The 19,932-nt window shown below is 73.2% G+C and carries 17 protein-coding genes and 1 pseudogene; 9 read left to right on the forward strand and 9 right to left on the reverse strand.

Annotation, left to right across the window (positions count from 1 at the left end; all coding sequences use genetic code 11):
• Positions 1 to 130: 130 nt before the first annotated feature.
• The 6 genes and pseudogenes from ACVW07_RS10550 to ACVW07_RS10575 all read right to left on the reverse strand — a co-directional run bounded on the left by ACVW07_RS10550 (position 131) and on the right by ACVW07_RS10575 (position 7,854).
• Positions 131 to 820, reverse strand: coding sequence for a response regulator (locus tag ACVW07_RS10550; protein ID WP_456819204.1), 690 nt, complete (start codon positions 818 to 820; stop codon positions 131 to 133).
• Positions 820 to 3,348, reverse strand: a complete 2,529-nt coding sequence (locus ACVW07_RS10555; RefSeq protein ID WP_456819205.1) for a DUF4118 domain-containing protein — start codon at positions 3,346 to 3,348, stop codon at positions 820 to 822. Before ACVW07_RS10555 ends, ACVW07_RS10550 begins: the two co-directional genes overlap by 1 nt.
• Positions 3,345 to 3,990: pseudogene (gene kdpC / locus ACVW07_RS10560) on the reverse strand (potassium-transporting ATPase subunit KdpC). The gene ACVW07_RS10555 and the pseudogene kdpC overlap by 4 nt, the downstream one beginning before the upstream one ends.
• Positions 3,990 to 6,104, reverse strand: a complete 2,115-nt coding sequence (gene kdpB, locus ACVW07_RS10565) for a potassium-transporting ATPase subunit KdpB (protein WP_456819206.1) — start codon at positions 6,102 to 6,104, stop codon at positions 3,990 to 3,992. The pseudogene kdpC and the gene kdpB overlap by 1 nt, the downstream one beginning before the upstream one ends.
• Positions 6,101 to 7,765: a potassium-transporting ATPase subunit KdpA gene (kdpA, locus tag ACVW07_RS10570; RefSeq protein ID WP_456819207.1), complete on the reverse strand. Its 1,665-nt coding sequence runs from the start codon at positions 7,763 to 7,765 to the stop codon at positions 6,101 to 6,103. The genes kdpB and kdpA overlap by 4 nt, the downstream gene beginning before the upstream one ends.
• Complete coding sequence (locus ACVW07_RS10575; protein WP_456819208.1) at positions 7,762 to 7,854, reverse strand: potassium-transporting ATPase subunit F; 93 nt, start codon at positions 7,852 to 7,854, stop codon at positions 7,762 to 7,764. The genes kdpA and ACVW07_RS10575 overlap by 4 nt, the downstream gene beginning before the upstream one ends.
• Positions 7,855 to 8,194: 340 nt before the next feature.
• Between ACVW07_RS10575 and ACVW07_RS10580 the strand changes: the two genes are divergently transcribed.
• The 4 genes from ACVW07_RS10580 to ACVW07_RS10595 all read left to right on the forward strand — a co-directional run bounded on the left by ACVW07_RS10580 (position 8,195) and on the right by ACVW07_RS10595 (position 10,766).
• On the forward strand, positions 8,195 to 8,527 hold the full coding sequence (locus ACVW07_RS10580) for a cupin domain-containing protein (RefSeq protein WP_456819209.1): 333 nt from the start codon (positions 8,195 to 8,197) through the stop codon (positions 8,525 to 8,527).
• A 16-nt stretch (positions 8,528 to 8,543) separates the two neighbouring features.
• A complete protein-coding gene (arr, locus tag ACVW07_RS10585; RefSeq protein WP_456819210.1) occupies positions 8,544 to 8,972 on the forward strand; it encodes an NAD(+)--rifampin ADP-ribosyltransferase in 429 nt (142 codons plus the stop codon).
• A 139-nt stretch (positions 8,973 to 9,111) separates the two neighbouring features.
• Positions 9,112 to 9,882 carry a signal peptidase I gene (lepB, locus tag ACVW07_RS10590; protein WP_456819211.1) on the forward strand — a complete coding sequence of 257 codons (771 nt, stop codon included), beginning with the start codon at positions 9,112 to 9,114 and terminating at the stop codon, positions 9,880 to 9,882.
• 80 nt (positions 9,883 to 9,962) lie between these two features.
• Positions 9,963 to 10,766, forward strand: a complete 804-nt coding sequence (locus ACVW07_RS10595) for a class I SAM-dependent methyltransferase (RefSeq protein WP_456819212.1) — start codon at positions 9,963 to 9,965, stop codon at positions 10,764 to 10,766.
• Between the two features lie 90 nt (positions 10,767 to 10,856).
• On the opposite strand, the gene ACVW07_RS10600 is transcribed toward ACVW07_RS10595, so the two are convergent.
• Both ACVW07_RS10600 and ACVW07_RS10605 read right to left on the reverse strand, forming a co-directional pair.
• Positions 10,857 to 12,131 carry a cellulose binding domain-containing protein gene (locus tag ACVW07_RS10600; protein ID WP_456819213.1) on the reverse strand — a complete coding sequence of 425 codons (1,275 nt, stop codon included), beginning with the start codon at positions 12,129 to 12,131 and terminating at the stop codon, positions 10,857 to 10,859.
• A gap of 171 nt (positions 12,132 to 12,302) precedes the next feature.
• Positions 12,303 to 13,307 (reverse strand): PaaX family transcriptional regulator, encoded by a 1,005-nt coding sequence (locus ACVW07_RS10605; protein WP_456819214.1) that lies wholly within the window; start codon positions 13,305 to 13,307, stop codon positions 12,303 to 12,305.
• 108 nt (positions 13,308 to 13,415) lie between these two features.
• On the opposite strand from ACVW07_RS10605, the gene ACVW07_RS10610 reads away from it, so the two are divergent.
• The 5 genes from ACVW07_RS10610 to ACVW07_RS10630 all read left to right on the forward strand — a co-directional run bounded on the left by ACVW07_RS10610 (position 13,416) and on the right by ACVW07_RS10630 (position 17,731).
• Complete coding sequence (locus ACVW07_RS10610) at positions 13,416 to 14,189, forward strand: SDR family NAD(P)-dependent oxidoreductase (RefSeq protein WP_456819215.1); 774 nt, start codon at positions 13,416 to 13,418, stop codon at positions 14,187 to 14,189.
• Positions 14,190 to 14,290: 101 nt separating this feature from the next.
• A complete protein-coding gene (locus tag ACVW07_RS10615) occupies positions 14,291 to 15,181 on the forward strand; it encodes an ABC transporter ATP-binding protein (protein WP_456819216.1) in 891 nt (296 codons plus the stop codon).
• Entirely contained in the window at positions 15,178 to 15,927 is a 750-nt protein-coding gene (locus ACVW07_RS10620; protein ID WP_456819217.1) for an ABC transporter permease, read from the forward strand. The genes ACVW07_RS10615 and ACVW07_RS10620 overlap by 4 nt, the downstream gene beginning before the upstream one ends.
• Before the next feature lie 38 nt (positions 15,928 to 15,965).
• Positions 15,966 to 17,126, forward strand: a complete 1,161-nt coding sequence (locus tag ACVW07_RS10625) for a sensor histidine kinase (RefSeq protein ID WP_456819218.1) — start codon at positions 15,966 to 15,968, stop codon at positions 17,124 to 17,126.
• Positions 17,123 to 17,731 (forward strand): response regulator transcription factor, encoded by a 609-nt coding sequence (locus ACVW07_RS10630; RefSeq protein WP_456819219.1) that lies wholly within the window; start codon positions 17,123 to 17,125, stop codon positions 17,729 to 17,731. Before ACVW07_RS10625 ends, ACVW07_RS10630 begins: the two co-directional genes overlap by 4 nt.
• A 69-nt stretch (positions 17,732 to 17,800) precedes the next feature.
• Here ACVW07_RS10630 and ACVW07_RS10635 read toward each other — a convergent pair whose 3' ends face one another.
• Positions 17,801 to 19,771, reverse strand: a complete 1,971-nt coding sequence (locus tag ACVW07_RS10635; protein ID WP_456819220.1) for a right-handed parallel beta-helix repeat-containing protein — start codon at positions 19,769 to 19,771, stop codon at positions 17,801 to 17,803.
• Positions 19,772 to 19,932 lie beyond the last annotated feature (161 nt).

The following is a 19,932-nucleotide window of genomic DNA, read 5'->3' on the forward strand; positions in this document are numbered from 1 at the left end:
GGTCCACCTCGGGCGCAGGACGTGGACCGGTGGCCCACGGAGCCGACACCAGCGCCGGCACGACATGACGAGCGTACGGAGCCGACGCGACCGGCGCCCGGGGCCCGCCGTCCGCCCGGACCGAACCGGGTCAGGGCTCGAAGATGTACCCCATGCCGGGCTGAGTGATGATGTGCCGCGGATGGGCGGGATCGGCCTCGAGCTTGCGGCGCAGCTGGGCGGAGTACACGCGCAGGTAGTGGGTCTCCTCGGAGTACCCCGGGCCCCACACCTCCTGGAGGAGCTGCCGGCGGCCGACGAGCCGGCCGCGGTTGCGCACCAGGACCTCGAGCATTGACCACTCGGTGGGGCTGAGCCGCACCTCGGCGCCGTCGCGGTGCACGCGGCGTCGGGCGAGGTCGACGGTCAGGGCCCCGGCGGTGACGACGGCGTCGTCCGGGTCGGACGGGACGGTCGCCCGCCGGATCGCGGCGCGCAGGCGGGCGAGCAGCTCGTTCATCGCGAACGGCTTGGTCACGTAGTCGTCGGCTCCGGCGTCGAGCGCGTCGACCTTGTCCTCGCCGTGCTGGCGGGCGGACAGGACCACGATCGGCACGCGGCTCCAGCCGCGGATGGCGGCGATGACGTCGAGCCCGCTCATGTCAGGCAGGCCGAGGTCGAGCAGCACGACGTCCGGCGAGCGGGATGCGGCCGCCGATATCGCCGATGCCCCGTCGGCGGCGGTGGTCACGTCCCAGCCCGTGGCCCGCAGGGTGATGGACAGGGCGTGCGCGAGTCCGGGCTCGTCGTCGACCACGAGGATCTTGTTGCCGGCCGCCATCACACACCCTGTTCCGCGAGCGGGACGGTGACGAGCATCGTCAGACCTCCGCCGGGGGTGTCCTCGACGCTGAGGTCGGCGCCGACGGCGGTCGAGAGCCCGTCGGCGACCGCCAGGCCGAGGCCCAGACCTCCCGCCGTGGTGTCGCCCAGCCGCTGGAACGCCTCGAACATGTGCGTCTTCACGTCGTCGGGGACACCGGGACCGTCGTCGACGACCCGCAGGACCACGTCGCCGGCCACGACGGCGGCGTTGACGACCACGGGGCTGCCGGTGCGGGCGTGCCGGACCGCGTTGGACACGAGGTTGGCGACGACACGTTCCAGGAGCCCGGGGTCCGTGCGCACGAGCGGGAGATCGTCCGGGACGTCGAGCGTGACGGCGCCGGGCAGGTAGCCCTCGACCGCGAAGGGCACGATCTCGTCGAGGCTCGTCGCGCGGATCACGGGCCGCACGCTCCCCGTCTGCAGGCGGGACAGGTCCAGCAGGTTGTCGATGAGCCGCTCCAGCCGCGACGTGGACTCCTCGAGGGTGCCGACCAGGGCCGCGCGGTCCGCCTCGTCGAGGTCGAGGGCGGTCGACGTGAGCCCGTCGACCGACGCACGGATCGTGGCGAGCGGCGTGCGCAGGTCGTGCGAGACCGCTGCGAGCAGCGCCGTGCGGGTGGCGTCGGCCTGCCCGAGGATGCGCGCCTGCTCGGCCTGCGCACGAAGGCGTTCCTGCTCCAGCACGACGCCGACCTGGGAGGCGAACGCCTCGAGCACCCGGCGGTCGCTCGCGGGCAGCACACGACCCGTCAGGGCGAGCACCCGCTCCTCGTCGACCGCCAGCACCACCTGGGCTCTCTCGGGGTCCAGCGCGGGATCGACGCCGTCGGTCGCGAGCACGTCCCACCCGGACCCGCGCTTCGCGAGCAGCGCGACGGCCTCCAGGGTGAACGTCTCGCGCAGTCGCGCGACGACAGCAGCCGCGGTGTCGTCCGCCGAGAGGACCGACCGCGAGACGGCGGCGAGCGCGGACGCCTCGGCACGGGCCCGGAACGCCTCGGTGGTGCGCCGCGCAGCCAGGTCGACCACGGACGCGACCCCTGCCGCGACCAGGACGAACACACCGAGAGCGAGCGCGTTCTCGGGTTCGGAGATGGTGAGGTGGCCGGTGGGGACCGTGAAGAACCAGTTGAGCAGCAGAAGCCCGACGACGGCGCAGACGATCGCGGGCCAGAGCCCACCCACGAGCGCCACCAGGACGGTGAGTGCCAGGAAGAGCATGAGCTCCGTCGGGAGGCTGACGACGTCCCGCAGGTCGCTCAGCACGACGGTCAGGAGCACCGGCCCGACCACGGCGATCAGCCACCCCACGATCCGGCGGCGACCTGACAGCGCCGACGACCGGCTGAGCCGGCGGCTTCCCGCCCGGGCACGCTCGTGGGTGACCAGGTGCACGTCGATCGTCCCGGCGAGCCGCGCGACCTCGGTGCCGTTGCTCTCCCGCAGGGCCTCCCGCCAGCGGCTTCGCCGGGAGACGCCGACCACGATCATCGTGGCGTTGACGCCGCGGGCGAAGTCGACGACCGCGGTCGGGACGTCCTCGCCGACGACCGTGTGGAACGTCCCACCGAGCGACTCGACCAGGATGCGCTGCTCCGCGATCCTCGCCGGGGGCGCGCTCGGCAGACCGTCGGTCGCCAGCACGTGCACGGCGAGCAGCTCGGAGCCGGCCGCCCGCTGGGCGATCCGAGCCCCACGCCGCAGCAGGGTGTCCCCCTCCGGGCCGCCCGTGACGGCGACGACGACCCGCTCACGAGCCGGCCACGGTGACTCGATCCGGTGGTCGCGCCGGTAGGACGTGAGGGCGTCGTCGACCCGGTCCGCCAGCCACAGCAGCGCGAGCTCGCGCAGCGCGGTCAGGTTCCCGACCCGGAAGTACTGCGTGAGGGACGCGTCGATCTGCTCGGCCCGGTAGACGTTCCCGTGCGCGAGCCGGCGTCGCAGCGCCTCCGGTGCGAGGTCGACGAGCTGGATCTGGTCGGCGTCGCGCACCACGTGGTCGGGAACCGTCTCGCGCTGCTTGACGCCGGTGATCGCCTCGACGTCGTCGTTCAGCGACTCCAGGTGCTGCACGTTCACCGTGGTGACGACGTCGATGCCGGCGGCGAGGATGTCCTGCACGTCCTGCCACCGCTTCGGGTGCCCCGCGCCGGGCACGTTGGTGTGCGCGAGCTCGTCGATCATCGCGACCTGCGGCGCCCGCGCCAGGACCGCGTCGACGTCGAGCTCGGTGAGCTCGACCCCACGGTGGGTGAGGACCCGGCGCGGCAGCACCTCGAGGCCGTCGAGCTGCGCGGCCGTGGCGGCCCGGCCGTGCGCCTCGACGAGGCCCACCACCACGTCCGTCCCTCGGGCCTGACGCCGGTGCGCCTCGTCCAGCATCGCGTAGGTCTTGCCGACGCCGGGCGCGGCGCCCAGGTAGACGGTCAGCCGGCCGCGACGGGGACGGTCCTCGCTGCCGCCGTCGTCGGGTCGGTTCATGTGCCCATTGTCTGCAGCGCGAGGTTCAGAAGCAGCACGTTCACCCGCGGTTCGCCGAGGACCGCGAGGTCACGTCCGGCCGTGGCGCCGTCGACGAGCGCCTGGACGTCGCGCTCGGAGAGCCCTCGCTCCGTCGCGACGCGTGCGACCTGGAGCCGCGCGTAGGCGGGCGAGATGTCCGGGTCGAGCCCCGAGGCCGACGCGGTCACCGCATCGACCGGCACCGCAGCCGGGCCGACGCCTTCGCCGGCCGCGACGGCGGCGCGCCGCTCCTCGACGGCCGCGACGAGGTCCGCGTTGTGCGGGCCGAGGTTCGACCCGGCCGACGCCAGGGTGTCGTAGCCGTCGCCGGCTGCCGACGGCCGGCGGGTGGAACCAGGCGGGGCCGTCGAAGCCCTGACCGACGAGCACCGAGCCCACCGCGTCGTCGCGGCTGGTCACGTGCCGGCCCGTCGAGCCGACCAGCGACCCGTTCGCCTGCCACGGGAACGCGAGCTGCGCGATCGCGGTGACCGCGAGCGGGTAGCCGAGCCCGAGCACGACAGTCAGGACGAGCAGCACGCGCAGCCCGGCCCAGGACTGGCGCACGAAGGCGACGGTGTCGGATCCGGCGGAGTGGTGCGCGCGGGTGGTGGTGGTCATCAGGACATCCCGAGGGCGGTGACGAGCAGGTCGATGAGCTTGATCCCGAGGAACGGGGCGACGACGCCGCCGAGCCCGTAGACCAGCAGGTTGCGCCGCAGCAGGGCGGACGCCGACGCCGGGGTGTAGCGGACCCCGCGCAGCGCCAGCGGGAGCAGCGCGACGATGACCAGCGCGTTGAACACGACGGCGGACAGGATCGCGGACTGCGGGCTGGTCAGGTGCATGACGTTGAGCACGTCGAGCTGCGGGAACGCCACGACGAACATGGCGGGCAGGATCGCGAAGTACTTGGCGACGTCGTTCGCCACCGAGAACGTGGTCAGGGCGCCGCGCGTGATGAGCAGCTGCTTGCCGATCTCGACGATCTCGAGCAGCTTGGTCGGGTTCGAGTCGAGGTCGACCATGTTGCCGGCCTCCTTCGCCGCGGTCGTCCCCGTGTTCATCGCGACACCGACGTCCGCCTGCGCGAGCGCGGGTGCGTCGTTGGTGCCGTCGCCCGCCATGGCGACGAGCCGGCCGCCCTGCTGCTCCCGTCGGATCAGGGCGAGCTTGTCCTCCGGCGTCGCCTCGGCGAGCACGTCGTCGACGCCGGCCTCCGCCCCGATCGCGCGGGCGGTCAGCAGGTTGTCGCCCGTGACCATGACGGTGCGGATGCCCATGGCCCGCAGCGCGTCGAACCGTTCGCGCATGCCCTCCTTGACCACGTCCTTGAGATGGATGACCCCGAGGACACGCGCCGGCCCGTCGCCGAGCCGCTCCGCGACGACGAGCGGCGTCCCGCCGGACGCCGAGACCGCCTCGACCGTCGCGGCCACGTCGTCACCGGCGTGCCCGCCCGTGGACCGCACCCACTGCGCCACGGCGGCGGCCGCGCCCTTGCGCACCAGTCGCGCCGGTCGGTCGCCGGTCGCGGGAAGGTCGACCCCGCTCATCCGCGTGCGGGCCTGGAACGGGACCAGCTCGGCGCCGGCGAGGTCGCCCTCGGGGCGCCCGCGCAGCCCGAACCGCTCCTTGACGAGCACGAGCACCGATCGTCCCTCGGGGGTCTCGTCGGCCATCGAGGAGAGCTGGGCGGCGTCGGCGAGCACCGCCGGCTCGACGCCTGCCGCCGGGAGCAGGTCCGCTGCCTGCCGGTTGCCGAGCGTGATCGTGCCGGTCTTGTCGAGCAGCAGCACGTCCACGTCGCCGGCGGCCTCGACGGCACGGCCGGACATCGCGAGCACGTTGCGGCGCACGAGCCGGTCCATCCCCGCGATGCCGATCGCGGAGAGCAGTGCCCCGATGGTGGTCGGGATCAGGCACACCAGCAGGGCGACGAGCATCACCAGGTCCTGAGGTGCGTGCGAGTACGTCGCGAACGGCTGCAACGTGACGACCGCGAGCAGGAACACGATCGTCAGGGTGGTGAGCAGCACGTTGAGGGCGACCTCGTTCGGCGTCCTCTGCCGTTCCGAGCCCTCGACGAGGGCGATCATCCGGTCGACGAACGTCTGGCCGGGCGACGCGGTGATCCGCACGACGATCCGGTCCGAGAGCACGACCGTGCCGCCGGTGACCGCGGACCGGTCGCCGCCGGACTCGCGGATCACGGGCGCGGACTCCCCGGTGATCGCCGACTCGTCGACGCTGGCGACGCCCTCGATCACGTCGCCGTCACCGGGGATCGTCTCCCCCGCCACCACCACGACCACGTCGCCGACCGTGAGCGACGACGAGGGGACCTGGGTCGTCGCCGGCCCGCCCGACGTGTCGTACGGTCCGACCACCTTGGTGGCGCTCGTCTCCCGCTGCGCCGCGCGCAGTCCGGCGGCCTGCGCCTTGCCCCGGCCCTCGGCGACGGACTCCGCGAGCGTCGCGAACAGCACCGTGAGCCAGAGCCAGACGGCGATCGACCAGGCGAACCCGCTCGGCTCGGCGACGGCGAGCACGGTGGTGAACGCTGCGCCGACCTCGACGACGAACATGACCGGCGACTCCCACAGCCGGCGCGGATCGAGGCCCCGCACGGCACCGGGCACCGCGGCGGCGAGCTGCCGGGGGGACAGCGTCGTCGGGACGGCGTCGACCTTGTGCGGCCTGACCGGCGGCTTCTCGACGAGGACGGTGGTCATGACAGGGACTCCACGACGGGGCCGAGGGACAGGACCGGGACGAACGTGAGGCCGACGACCACGAGGGTCACGGTCACCAGCAGCCCCACGAACAGGGGCGTGTGCGTCGGCAGGGTGCCGGCACCCTCGGGGACCTTCCGCCGGCTCGCGAGCCGGCCGGCCAGCGCGAGGACCAGCGCGATCGGCACGAACCGGCCGACGAGCATCGTCAGGCCGAGGGTCGTCTCGTAGAACGGCGTGCCCACGGCGAGGCCGGCGAAGGCGGAGCCGTTGTTGTTCCCGGCCGACGCGAACGCGTACACGACCTCGGTGAGCCCGTGCGGTCCACCTTGCAGCTGACCGGCCAGGCCCGCGGGCACCGAGATCGCGAGGGCCGAGCCGAGCAGGACGACCGCGGGCATCGTCAGCACGTACAGCGCGACGAGCGTGATCTCGTGCTGCCCGATCTTCTTGCCCAGGTACTCAGGCGTGCGCCCGACCATCAGCCCCGCGAGGAACACCGAGACGACGATCAGCATCACCATCCCGTACAGGCCGCTGCCGACACCGCCGGGCGAGACCTCGCCGAGGAGCATCCCGACCAGCGCGACGCCGCCACCCTGGGCGGTCAGCGAGTCGTGCATCGAGTTCACCGCGCCGGTCGAGGTCATCGTCGTGGAGGCCGCGAACAACGCCGACGCGGCCTCACCGAACCGGACCTCCTTGCCCTCCATCGCGCCTCCGGCGGCGGCAGGTGCCAGCCCCGGGGCGGCCATCTCGGCCCAGGTCAGCAGTCCGACCGCGGCGACCCACAGGGTCGACATCGCCGCGAGGATCGCCCAGCCCTGCCGGCGGTCCCCCACCATGCGACCGAACGTGCGCGGGAGGCTGAACGGGATGAGCAGCAGCAGGACCACCTCGAACGCGTTGGTCCACGGTGCGGGGTTCTCGACGGGGTGGGCCGAGTTGGCGCCGAAGAAGCCGCCGCCGTTCGTCCCGAGCTCCTTGATGGCCTCCTGCGACGCGACCGGCCCGCCGAGCACCGACTGGGTGCCGCCCGCCAGCGTGTGGATCGCGGTGTGCGCGCTCAGGTTCTGGATGACACCGGCGGCGACCAGGACGAGGGCGGCGACGACCGCCAGCGGCAGCAGCACCCGCACGGTCACCCGCACGAGGTCGGCCCAGAAGTTGCCGACGCGCGCGTCGGTCCCGGAACGCGCGAACCCACGGGCCAGCGCTGCGACGACCGAGATGCCGACGGCTGCCGACACGAAGTTCTGCACCGCGAGGCCGGCCATCTGGTACAGGTGCCCGGCGGTCGCCTCACCCGAGTACCACTGCCAGTCCGTGTTGGTGACGAACGAGACGGCGGTGTTCCAGGCCCCGGCAGGGTCGAGGGCGGCCATCCCGATGTCGAGCGGCAGCCTGTCCTGCAACCGGCCGAGCCCGAACAGCAGCAGCACGGACGCCATCGAGAACCCGAGCAGCGAGAGCAGGTAGGTGCTCCAGCGCTGCTCGGCGTCGGGGTCGACGCGCATGAGGCGGTACCCCCAGCGTTCTGCTGCGAGATGCTCGGGCGACGTCAGGGTGCGGAACACGTAGTCACCGAGCGGCCGGTGGGCGGCAGCAAGGGCCAGGACGACGACCGCGACCTGGGCGACCGCGGTCCACGTGGCGCTCATCGGACCTTGTCCGCACGCAGCAGCTGGACGACCAGGTACACCAGGAGCGAGGCGGCGACCACGATCCCGGCGATGTCGAGCCCGTTCATGACCGGTCCGACCTGCGGGCGAGGAGCGCGACCGCGGCGAAGAACGCCACCGTCAGCGCGAGGAAGGCCACATCAGCCATGTCTGTCTCACAGCACTCTCGGCATCGGTCGGGGCCGCCCGTGGGCGTCGCTCGACGGCCCGCACGGGGCCGTGACCGCAGGTCTACGCCCCCGTCGACGTGCCGACGGACCTCTTGATGACACCTTGACGGCGACGAGCCGCGCTTTGGCGCATCGTTGACGCCACGGATCCCGGGACGGCGAGCACTTCGGGCGGGAGCCGTCGGCCAGGCCCGCGACGGCTTCGCGCGCTCGGGGGCCCGCTGGCACACTGCGAGGGATGGAACCCGTGACGCGCACCACGCTCGCCGACCACGTCGTCGCGGGTGACACCCGCCTGGAGCACGTCGAGGTCCGCCGCATCGTCATGGCCCCCTCGGTCGCCGCCGGGCCGCACGTCCACAACGGTCCCGTGTTCGGGGTCGTCGAGTCGGGGTCGGTGGACTTCCAGGTCGAGGACGGCGAGGTCGTCAGGCTGGAGGCGGGCGACGTGTTCTACGAGCCGGCGGACACGGTGGTGTCGAAGTTCGACGCCACCGAGCAGGGTGTGACGTTCCTGGGCTGGTTCCCGCTCCCCGCCGCCGCTCACCCCGAGATCCGCATCCTGCCCTGAGACGGGACGACCGCCGATGACCACCGTTCCGACACCGTTCGAGGTCCACGAGTCGGGGGCGCTGTTCCACGGCACCAAGGCCGACCTCCGCCCCGGGGACCTGCTCGAGCCCGGGCGCCGCTCGAACTTCGGCGGTGGCCGGACGGCGGGCCACGTGTACGTGACCGCGACGCTCGACGCGGCGACGTGGGGCGCCGAGCTGGCGCAGGGCGAGGGGCGGGGGCGGATCTACGTGGTCGAGCCCACCGGCGCCCTCGAGGACGACCCCAACGTCACGGACAAGCGGTTCCCCGGGAACCCCACCCGGTCCTACCGCACCCGCGAGCCCGTGCGGGTCGTCGGTGAGCTGGAGGACTGGGTGGGCCACCCGCCCGAGCAGCTCCGGGCGATGCGTGAGCACCTGGCCGAGCTCGACCGGCTCGGGACTGCGGAGATCGACGACTGAGCGTGTTGCGGAGCGGGTCAGCGTTGTCGGATCCAGGCGAACGGCCGGCTGCACGACCGCAGGACGGACGCGGTCTGACCAGCACTCGCGCCCAGACGGGTTCTGCCGGCGGTTGCGCTGAGCGTGCGACAGTGTGCGGATGAGCGACCTCGCCGACGACATCGCGGAGCCGACCGTCACGGTCGACGCGGATCAGGGAACCGCAGCTCGGAGTGCAGACCGCCGCACGAGCGCCAGGCGCAGCAGAGGCGTCTCCCTGCTGCGCGAGACGGTCGTCGTCCTCGTCGGTGCGCTCGTCCTGTCGCTGGTCGTCAAGACGTTCTTCCTGCAGGCGTTCTTCATCCCGAGCGCGTCCATGGAGGACACGCTCATCGAGCACGACAAGATCGTGGTCAACAAGCTCGCTCCAGGGCCGTTCAGTGTGCATCGCGGCGACATCGTCGTCTTCAAGGACCCCGGCGGCTGGCTCCTGGGACAGCCGCAGCCCGACCCGGGTCCGGTCCGGTCCGCGATCAACCAGGGGCTCTCGTGGGTCGGCCTGTACCCGCAGGACGCCGGGGAGCACCTGGTCAAGCGCGTCATCGGCATGCCGGGGGACCACGTCAAGAGCACAGGTGACGGAGGTCCTGTCACGGTCAACGGGATCGCGCTCGACGAGCCGTACCTCAAGCCCGGCTCGATCCCGAGCGAGGTCGCGTTCGACGTCGTCGTGCCGCCGGACAGCATCTGGGTGATGGGCGACAACCGGCAGGCGTCGCGCGACTCGCGCTACAACCAGGGACGACCGGGCGGTGGGTCGGTACCCATCGGCAACGTCGTGGGGGTCGCCTTCGTGACGGTCTGGCCGCTCGAGCGCGCCGGCCTGCTGTCGAACCCGGACGAGACCTTCACCGACGTGCCGAACCCGTAGGCCACGGTCGGAACCTCGATCCAGCTCGTCGACGAGGCTCTGCGGACCACCACCTTGCCTGCCGTGGGAAGGTGAGCGTCGTGAACGAGACGGGCGCCGAGCACTGGGTCGCCCATCGTGACCGGTACGACCGCATGTACGAGCCGTTCCAGGCCGCGCTGCTGTCCGCCGCCGGGATCCGCCCCGGCGAGCGCGTGCTCGACGTGGGCTGCGGGTACGGCACCACGACGCTCGCCGCCGCCGACCTCGCCCGGCCCGGCACGGTCACCGGCGTCGACGTCTCTCCCACCATGCTCGACGCCGCCCGCGCACGGGCCGCCGACGCGGCGAACGTCTCGTTCGTGGAGGACGACGCTCAGGTCCACCCGTTCGCACCGTCGACCTTCGACGTGGTGCTGTCCCGGTTCGGTCTCATGTTCTTCACCGACCCCGTGGCGGCGTTCGCCGGCCTCCGGCAGGCGACCCGGCCGGGCGGACGGCTGGTGTTCGTGGCGTGGCGGTCGCCGGCGCACCAGCCGTGGCTGTGCGTGCCGGGGGTGGCCGCCGCCCGTGTCGTCGCCGTACCCCGCCTCGACGACGGCGACGGGCCGGGCATGTTCTCGCTCGCTCACGAGCGCAGGGTCCGAGCCGTGCTCGGCGCCGCGGGCTGGACCGGGATCGAGCTCCGGCCCGTCACCACGCCGCTCCTGCTCGGAGGTTCACCTGAGGACGCCGTGAGCTTCCTCCGCAGCGGGACGCTGGGCCGTCGGGTGCTGGACGACGCCGACGAGGGCACCGAGGCGCGTGCGCTGGAAGCAGTGCGAGCGGCCCTGGCGGAGCACACCGTGGCCGACGGGGTCCGGCTCGACGCCGCCGTGTGGCTGGTGCGGGCCGGGTCGGAGTGACGCAGCGGGCCTGGCCGGGTCCGACGTGACGCAGCCGGCCCGGCCAGGTCGGAGTGACGCGGCGGACCGGCCTCTCTCCGGCCCGCCGCGTCACTCGTGGCAGCTTGTCAGGCCGCCTCGCACGACACGGTGGCGCCCGCTCCCGTGCCGGTTCCCTGGAACCCGAAGCTCGTGCCCTGACCGGACTGGAGCCTGCCGTTCCACGTCGCGTTGGAGACGGAGACCGTGCCGCTCGTGCCCTTGGCCACGCCGTTCCAGGCGGTCCCGATCGTGACGCCGCTCGGCAGGGTCAGGCGGACGTTCCAGCCGTTCAGGCTCGAACGGGCCGTCACCGTGACGTTCGCGACGAAGCCGCCGGGCCACTGGTCGGCCACCGCGTAGGTGGCCGTGCACGCCCCGCTGCCCGTCTGGGTCGGAGTCGGAGTGGGAGTCGGAGTGGGCGTCGGCGTTCGGCGTGGGCGTCGGAGTGGGCGTGGGGGTCGGAGTGGGCGTGGGCGTCGGGGTTGGCGTCGGCGTCGGCGTCGTCTCGAGCTTCAGGTTCTTCTGCTGCACCTGCCACTGCGTCCCGCACAGCCCGCAGCTCGAGCCGACGAACGCGCGACCCGCCTCGGTGTCACCCTTGAGCTGCCACCGGAACCAGAGCGACGCCACCCGGCCGAACTCGCCGCCGTTCGTGTCGGTGTAGGTCCCGCCGTGCCCCACGTTCAGGTTGCCCATGAACGCCGGCAGCCCCGAGGGCAGTTTGCTCCAGTCGTCCATCGCGTTCGCGTAGGCGATGTCGCCCGGGCCGCCGATGACGTAGATGATCGGGTGGTTGAGCTGGCGGACCTGGTAGTCGTCGGCGTCGTTCAGCAGGCCGCTGCTGAAGATGCCGGTCGTCGTCACGCGCGGGTCGGACGAGACGGCGTACGCCTCGATGCCGCCGCACGACCAGCCGGCGACCCCGACCTCGCTGGTGTCGATCTTGTTGTAGAACGGGCTCTGCGAGTTGGAGTTCTGCGCGACCGCCCAGTCGATGCCCGCGGTCAGCCAGGACGCCGACTCGGTGCCGGAGCCGTTCGGGGCGCCGTTGGCGATCACGAGGATCCCCTGCGACGCGATGTCCCGCAGGAAGTTCTGGGCGTACGTGCCGTTCGCCGTGCACGCGCCGTTGCCCCACACCAGGATCGGGAGCTTCGTGGACGGGAGGTTCACGGGCCGGTAGATGGTGTGGTTCGCCAGGCTCGAGGACGTCGTGTAGTCCGCGGGGTAGGGGCCCGAGCCGCCGGCAGCCGCTGCGGCGGGCGTGAGGGCGGCCGTGCCCACCAGTGCACCGATGGACAGCGCTGCGGTGAGCGCTGCCCGGGCGATCGATCGTCGTCTCATGTCTGCAACCTCCGGGGCTGGGCGGTGCTCGTTCCGGTCGCGCTGCGCCCGAGTGCTCGGCCCCCGGACCGCGGCGTCCGGACGACGTGCACGCACCGTCGAGCATGTGCGTAGCAACCGTCGCTGCAGTCACGACAAATGTCCAGAAGCGGGTGCGGCCGACATGTCGTCCTAATCGTTTCCGACGACGATGCCGGCGGGTGTCCGCTCGTCCAGGCGACCGTGCGACGCCCCGCGCCCGCCTCGCGGTGGTGCGGCCGGGTCGTCGGCGGCCACGAAGTGGGTCACCCACGACGCGGCGTCGGACCAGGCCGGAGACATCACCTCGACGAGCCGCGCCTGCGCGAGGGGCCCGAGGGCCGAGTGGACGTCGAGGAACAGCGCACGTGCCTCCTGCCGCGGCCACCCGGCGGGCAGCAGGTGCGCCGGCAGGTCGGGGTCCACCAGCGCGAGCTGCCGCCACCGGTCCATCACCGTGGTGCGCGCCACGAGAGCCTGCGCGGCGCCGACCCGGCCTGCGCGGACCGCCTCGCGGAGCTCGGCGTGCTCGACGACGAACGAGCGGTAGCCCGACTCCAGGCCGGCGAGGTCGTACGCGGCCGCCGGACCGTGCGGTCCGGACTCGTCGTCGAACCGCACGTGCATCACCGACCAGCGGGCGTCCTTGACCGTGTCGAGGAGCTCGCCGAGCGCGCTCCGGACGGGCTCCGGGTCCACGCCAGGGCTGATCCACACGCTGTCGTACAGCCGCACGAAACCGAGCGACCCCAGCGTCTTGCGGACGACGTGCCGGTGCGCCTGGCGCGACTCGGGGAGCGAGTACGACACCGCCAGCCACTGTCCGCTCCACGGCTGCGGGACCGCGCCGAAGGTGAGGAACCGCTGCATCGTCGACCGGTGGCGCGCGATCGCCTGCGGTGTCAGGTGGTACACCGAGGCACGCCCGCGCCCGCGCACCGCGACCAGGCCCCGCCGCGCCAGCCGCGACAGCGCCGCCCGGGCGCTCGTGGGGCTGATCCCGAACTCGCCGAGCACCGCGATCGCCGCCGCCGCCGGCAGCTCGGCGTCCGACGAGTCCAGGTACTCCCCGAGCACCGTCGCGAGCAGATGCTGAGGGTTCGGCCCGGACTGCGCCCGCGGCGCGTCGACGCCGTCCACCGCGGCCTTCCTGGTCACGCCGTCAACCTAGCCGTACCGCGACCAGCGACCCAGGTGGCGTCCCGGTAGCCTGAACGGCCGCCAGCCTTCCCCGCCGCCCCGTCGGCCCGCTCATCCAGGAGTGCCATGTCACGCGTCCTCGTCACCGGCTCCACCGACGGCATCGGCCTGGAGACGGCCCGCCGGCTCCTCGACGCCGGGCACGACGTCGTAGGGCACGCGCGCGACGCCTCCCGCGCCGCGGACCTGCGTGCGGCCCTGCCCGGTCTGGCGGAGGTCGTGACCGGCGACCTGGCCTCCCTCGCCGACACCCGGGCCCTGGCCGAGGCGGCAGCGGCCGCCGGACCGTTCGACGTCGTCGTGCACAACGCCGGCATCGGCGGCGGGGCACCGTCCCGGGTCGAGACGGCGGACGGCCTCGAGCAGATCTTCCAGGTCAACACGGTCGCCCCGTACGTGCTCACGGCCCTCCTGCCGCGCCCGGCCCGCCTGGTGTACCTCACGTCGGGCCTCGAGGCGCAGGGGCACGTCCGCCTGGACGACCTCCAGTGGACCGCGCGTGCGTGGGACGGCATGCAGGCGTACTCGGACTCCAAGCTCTACGACGTGGTCCTGGCGTTCGCGGTGGCGCGGCTGTGGCCGGACGTGCTGGTCACGGCCGTCGACCCGGGCTGGATCAAGACGAAGCTCGGCGGGCCCGACGCGTGGGACGAGGTGGGCGACGGTGCCGCCACGCAGGTGTGGCTGGCGACCTCCGACGACCCGGCGGCCCGCGTGACCGGTGCGTACCTCAAGCGCCTCGAGCAGCTCGACGCGAACCCGGCGGCGTCGGACGAGGCCGTCCAGGCCGGCCTGCTGGCCGCGCTGGAGGAGCTGACCGGGGTGTCCCTGCCGCGGTGACGCCGGCCTGACATCTGTCACCGGTCGGCCGTGCGGAACACCCGTCGGCCGGGTGAGCGGGGGCACTGACGCCCGGCGGCACCAGGGCCGAGGCTGACGGTATGACACAGACACCGGTGATCGAGGTGACGGACCTCTGGCGCTCCTACCAGGGCTTCGACGCCGTCCGCGGGGTGAGCCTGAGCGTCCGTCGCGGTGAGCTCGTCGCGCTGCTCGGGACCAACGGCGCAGGCAAGACCTCGGCGCTGGAGGTGATCGAAGGACTCGCGCGCCCGACGGCCGGCACGGTCCGGGTGCTCGGCCACGACCCGCTGCGTGAACGGTCCGTCGTGCGTCCACGCACCGGCGTGGTCCTGCAGGAAGGCGGCCTGCAGCCGGGCCTCACCGTCGCCGAGACGATGCGGATGTGGGCGGGGACGCTGACGCACCCCCGGCCGGTCGACGAGCTCCTCGACCTCGTGGACCTCCGTCACCGTGCGCGGGTCCGGGTGCGCCAGCTCTCCGGGGGCGAGCGCCGCCGGCTCGACCTGGCGCTGGCCGTCGCCGGCAGGCCGGAGGTCCTGTTCCTCGACGAGCCGACCACGGGCCTCGACCCGGAGAGCCGGGCACGCACCTGGCGGCTCGTCCGCGGGCTCCTGGGCACCGGCGTCACGGTGCTGATGACGACGCACCACCTGCACGAGGCCGAGCTGCTCGCGGACCGGCTGGTGATCCTGCACCGCGGGGTGCTGGTCGAGGAGGGCACCCCCGCGGCCGTCGCCGCGGCGCACCCCCCACGGGTCGTGTTCCGGGCCTTCGGGCCGCTGCCTCCGTTGGACGGGACGGTCGAGGCGGTCGGGGGCACGGTCACGGTCACCACGACGGACGTGACCGGGACGCTCGCGCTGCTGCAGGCCTGGGCGCCGGGCCTGGAGGTCAGCACCCGTCCCGCGACGCTGGAGGAGGTGTTCCTCGAGATCGCCGCCGAGGGCACGGCCGGGGTGGCGGCATGACGCGCGTCGGTGCGCTCGCCCGCGCCGAGGGCACGCTGCTCCGGCGGGACCCCCTGGCCCTGCTCGTCGCCGTCGGTGTGCCGGTGATGCTCGTGCCGATGCTCGCGTCGTCGGGCACGTACGAGAACAGGCCGGGCGGGCTGCTGGTCGCGGTGGTCGGCCTCTCCCTGCTGTCCGGCGTCTACTACAACCTCGTCACCGCGATCGTCGCGCGCCGCGAGGGGCACGTGCTCGCACGGCTGCGGACCGGTGAGCTGCGGGACGCCGAGATCCTGCTGGGGACCGCGCTGCCGGCCACGGCGCTCACGTGGACCCAGTCGCTCGTCGCCTGCGCGCTGGCCCTGGGGCTGACGGGGACGACGGCCTCGTCGAACGTCCCGACGGCCGTGCTCCCCGCCGTGGTCCTCGCCGTGCTGGCCGTCGTGCTCGGCACGGCGGTGTTCGGGCTCCTCGCGGTGGTCAGCTCGGCGTTCACGCGCACCGTCGAGCTCGCGCAGGTGACGAGCCTGCCGGGCACGCTGGTCCCGCTCCTGCTCAGCGGCCTGGTGATCCCGGTGGACACCTTCCCCGACTGGGTGCAGACCATCGCGCCGTTCGGGCCCCTGACACCGGTGGTCGACCTGCTGGACGTCGCCTTCACCGGGTCGGACGGGCCCGTCCTGGCACCTGTGGGCATCCTGCTCGGCTGGGTGGGGGTCGGCGGCTGGGCCGCGCGGAGGTGGTTCCGGTGGGAGGTCCGTCGATGAGACTTGCGTCCGCCGGCGAGGCACGGGCTAATGACCCCGTGACGAAGGACGGCCCGGTCGAGCGCAGGATCGACCAGCTCACGCGGTGGCCGCTCTACGCCCAGTCCGCGAGCGCTCCCGCCGTGCTTCTGCTGATCAACGGGTACGCGGGCGGGGTGACCGATCGGCAGTGGGCGGCGCTCCTGGCCCTCTCCGTCGCCCAGGCCGTCGCATGTGTGGTGCTGCTGCGCGCGGCGATCGACCGGCGGCTGGGCGGTGGGCGGCCGGTGCGTCTCCCGCTCGCCGCGGCCGCCGCGCTGACGCTCGCGGGGCTGCTGCTCTGCGTCGGGCTCGCCGACGACCTGCACCCCCTGACCTTCGGCCTGGCGGCCGGCGGGTCGGCGCTCGTGTTCTGCGCGGCCCTGACGTGCGCGGTGAGCCCGCTGCTGACCTCCACCCGGTTGGCGCTCGGGGTCGGCGTGCCCGCCGCGACGCTCGCCGCCGGTCAGCTCGCCCTGCAGGGCACGGTCGGCTGGGGCGTCGGCTACGCGCTCTGCGTCGGTGCCGCGGCGCTCACGTACGCGCTGTCGCTGTGGGTGCTGGACGTCATGTGGGAGCTGCACCGGAGCCGCGACGTCCAGGCCCGGCTGGCGGTGGCCGAGGAACGGCTCCGGTTCGCGCGGGACCTGCACGACGTGCTGGGCCGCAACCTGGCCCTGGTCGCGATCGACAGCGAGCTCGCCCAGCGGCTCGTCGAGCGCGGTCAGGACGGGTCCGAGCTCCTGGCGCGCATCCGGCAGACCGCGCAGGACTCGATGGCCGAGCTCCACGACGTGGTCGGCGCGTACCGCTCTGCGGACCTGAGCACCGAGCTCGCGGGTGCCCGGTCGGTCCTGCAGGCCGCCGGGATCGAGACGCGGGTCGTCGGTGACGGCGGCGGGCTGCCGCAGGACGCGCAGACGACGCTCGGCTGGGTGGTCCGCGAGGCGACGACCAACATCCTGCGGCACAGCGACGCCACGGCGGTGACGTTCGACCTGGCCGTCGACGTCTCCGACACGGTGCTGACCATCGGCAACGACGGCGCCCGCGCCGCCGGGTCCGGCGGGACCGGTCTCGTCGGGCTGCGCGAGCGGCTCGCCGCACGCGGCGGTGACGTGGTGGTCTCGACGGAGCCCGGCACCTTCGTGCTGGTCGCGCGGCTGCCGGTCGCCTCATGATCCGGGTGCTCCTCGCCGACGACGAGAACCTCATCCGCTCCGGGCTCGCCGCGCTGCTCGACCTGGAGGACGACCTCGAGGTCGTGGCGCAGGCCCGGACCGGCGGCGAGGCGGTCGCGATGGGCCGCGCCCACCGCCCCGACGTCGCCGTCCTCGACCTGCAGATGCCCGACCTCGACGGGATCGCCGTCGCCGAGGCTCTCGTCGGCGACGTCCCGGGGTGCAGGTGCGTGATCGTGACGAGCCACGGGCGGCCGGGCCACCTCAAGCGGGCGCTGGCCGCCGGCGTCCGGGGCTTCCTGCCCAAGACCGTGTCCGCCCAGGTCCTCGCCGACGTGGTCCGGTCGGTCCACGCCGGCGGCCGGTACGTCGACCCGCAGCTCGCCGCGGAGGCCATCAGCGGGGGTGACAATCCGCTGACGGCCCGTGAGGCCGACGTCCTCGAGCTCGCCGCGGACGGCGCACCGGTCGAGGCGATCGCCCGCTCGGCCTCCCTGTCGGCCGGGACGGTCCGTAACTACCTCTCGGCGGCGGTCACCAAGCTCGGCGCGGCGAACCGGCACGACGCGGCTCGCATCGCGCGCGACCGGGGCTGGATCGGCTGACCGGCGGGTCAGTGACGCACGTGCGACCTACGCGCGAGCCGCCACACCTCGTCGTCACGTCCCCGCCGCTCACCACACCCGCGTCCGCGACTCGCCGGAGGCGAGAGCCGCGAGGGGGCCGGCCGGGTACGTGGACGCCGCTGACTTCGGCTCGCCCACGAGGTCGGTGCCGAGCACGGCGGGGCTGCCGTCGCGCTCCTCGAACTCCGCGTCGGCGAAGCGCACGCGCTCCAGGTCGTGCCCGGTGACGAGCGCGATCCGCGCGTCGTCGAACCCGGCCGGGAGCCGGGCCTCGAGGTAGCACCCGTCGGGGCCCTCGACGACGGCGACGTGGACGTCGTCGCCGGTGAGCACGACCGCGCCGGGCTCCCCCGGTACCGGCTCGGCCCCACCGGCGAAGACGTTGTCGCGGAGGTAGACGGGCTGCTGCACGCCCTTGAACCGCTCGTGGTCGCCGCGCCACAGGTCGTGGACCTGGGCCAGGTACTCGGCCATCGAGGCGGGGTGCCCGGCGTACCCGGCCGTGCCGTGCCCGGCCGACGTCCCGGCGCCGGAGGTCGGGGCGTACGCCTCCTCGCCGCCGCCGAGGAACACGTTGCCGATGAACCGGTCGTCGGCGCCCTCGATCGCGGCGTACCCGGCGACCTGCGTGCTGTGCGGCACGTGGTACGGCGTGGGACGGTCCAGGACAGCCTGCCGCCACACCGTCCCGCACACGAGGTTGTGCACGAAGGCGCCGCCCTGGCTGAAGATCTCCAGGGACGCGGGCGACCCGAGGATGTTGTGCTCCACGAGGTAGGGCCCGTGGGACACCTCGACGAACAGGTCGCGGCTGTTGCGGTAGAACACGTTCCGCGACACGCGGGTGCCCTGGGTCTGCCAGTCGAGCCACGTGCCCAGCGAGCAGTCGTGGATGCGGTTGTGCCGGATCTCCACGTCGATCGCGGCGTGCAGCTTGATGCCGGCGATCTCGTAGCCGTAGAACTCCCGCTTGAGCGCGATGTTGTAGATGTGGTTGTCCTCGATGGTCGAGAACACGCAGCCCAGGTGGCCGACGATGCCGTTCTGGCCGCAGTCGTAGATGGTGTTGCGGCGCACCACGTGCGAGCCGACGTGCTCGCGGTCCCAGCCGATCTGCCGGGCGGCGAACACCGACTCGAGCTGGTACTGGTAGCCCGGCTTGTCCCGGCGCCACCGGGCGTAGTTCTGGCCCGTCGAGGCTTCCTTGCCCAACGAGACCGCCGAGCACTTCGCGTCGTGGATGACGTTGTCCTCGATGATCCAGCCCTTGGCCCAGTTCGGTCCGATGAGGCCGGGCTGGTCGGCGGTCGGAGGGGTCCACGGGCACGCGGCGTGCGCCAGCTCGAACCCGCGCACCGTGATGTAGTCCAGGTGGTGCTCGGTGGGGTAGAACACGGAGCGCCGGACGTTGATCTCCACGAGCGCGCCGTTGGGGTCGGCGTCCTGGAAGTTGGCCCACAGGGTCGTCTCGTCGGCGCCGACCTCGGCGTACCAGACGTACCGCGTCTGCTCCGGGTCACGGAGCTCGACCGTGGTGCCGGTCCAGTCGTCGACCACGGTGGTGCGCAGCGGCGGGTCCGCGAGCGCCGCGCGGTCGAGGACCTCGTAGAAGCTCTTGCCGTTCAGGTACACGTCGCCCAGGTGCGTCCGCGGGGCGTCGGGCCCGTACAGAGCCCAGTCCCCGTCCAGCTCCTCCGCGAACGGGTTGAACGAGCCGAACAGCGTGTTCGGGAGGGTGACCCGCCACACGGTCCCGTCCTCCCGGACCCAGCCCGTGACCTGCTCGGACCCCTTGATGACCACGTGCTCGCCGGGCGCGGCCTCGTAGGTGATCCTGCGCCGGTCGCTGACCCCGCCACGCTGCGGCCTGACCCACTCGCGGTACTCCCCGGCGTGGACCACGACCCGGTCGCCCGGCCGCGCGAGGGCGGCGGCCTTGTTGATGGTCCGGAACGGCGCCTCGGCGGACCCGTCGGCGGTGTCGGAACCTGTGGTCGCGACGTGGAGTGCAGGTGTCATGGAGCGTCGACCTTCCGGGCCTGTCGTAGCGGATCGTCGTGCGGTGGCAGGGCCATCTTGCCTCCACCGGACGGCACACCGGGGGTGCGCGCCTCGACCTGCGCGGCTGACCGCCCGGCATCCCCGGCGAGCATCCGCCACGGTGGCGCACCTCCACCGGT

The organism is Cellulomonas sp. URHB0016, assembly GCF_054057935.1.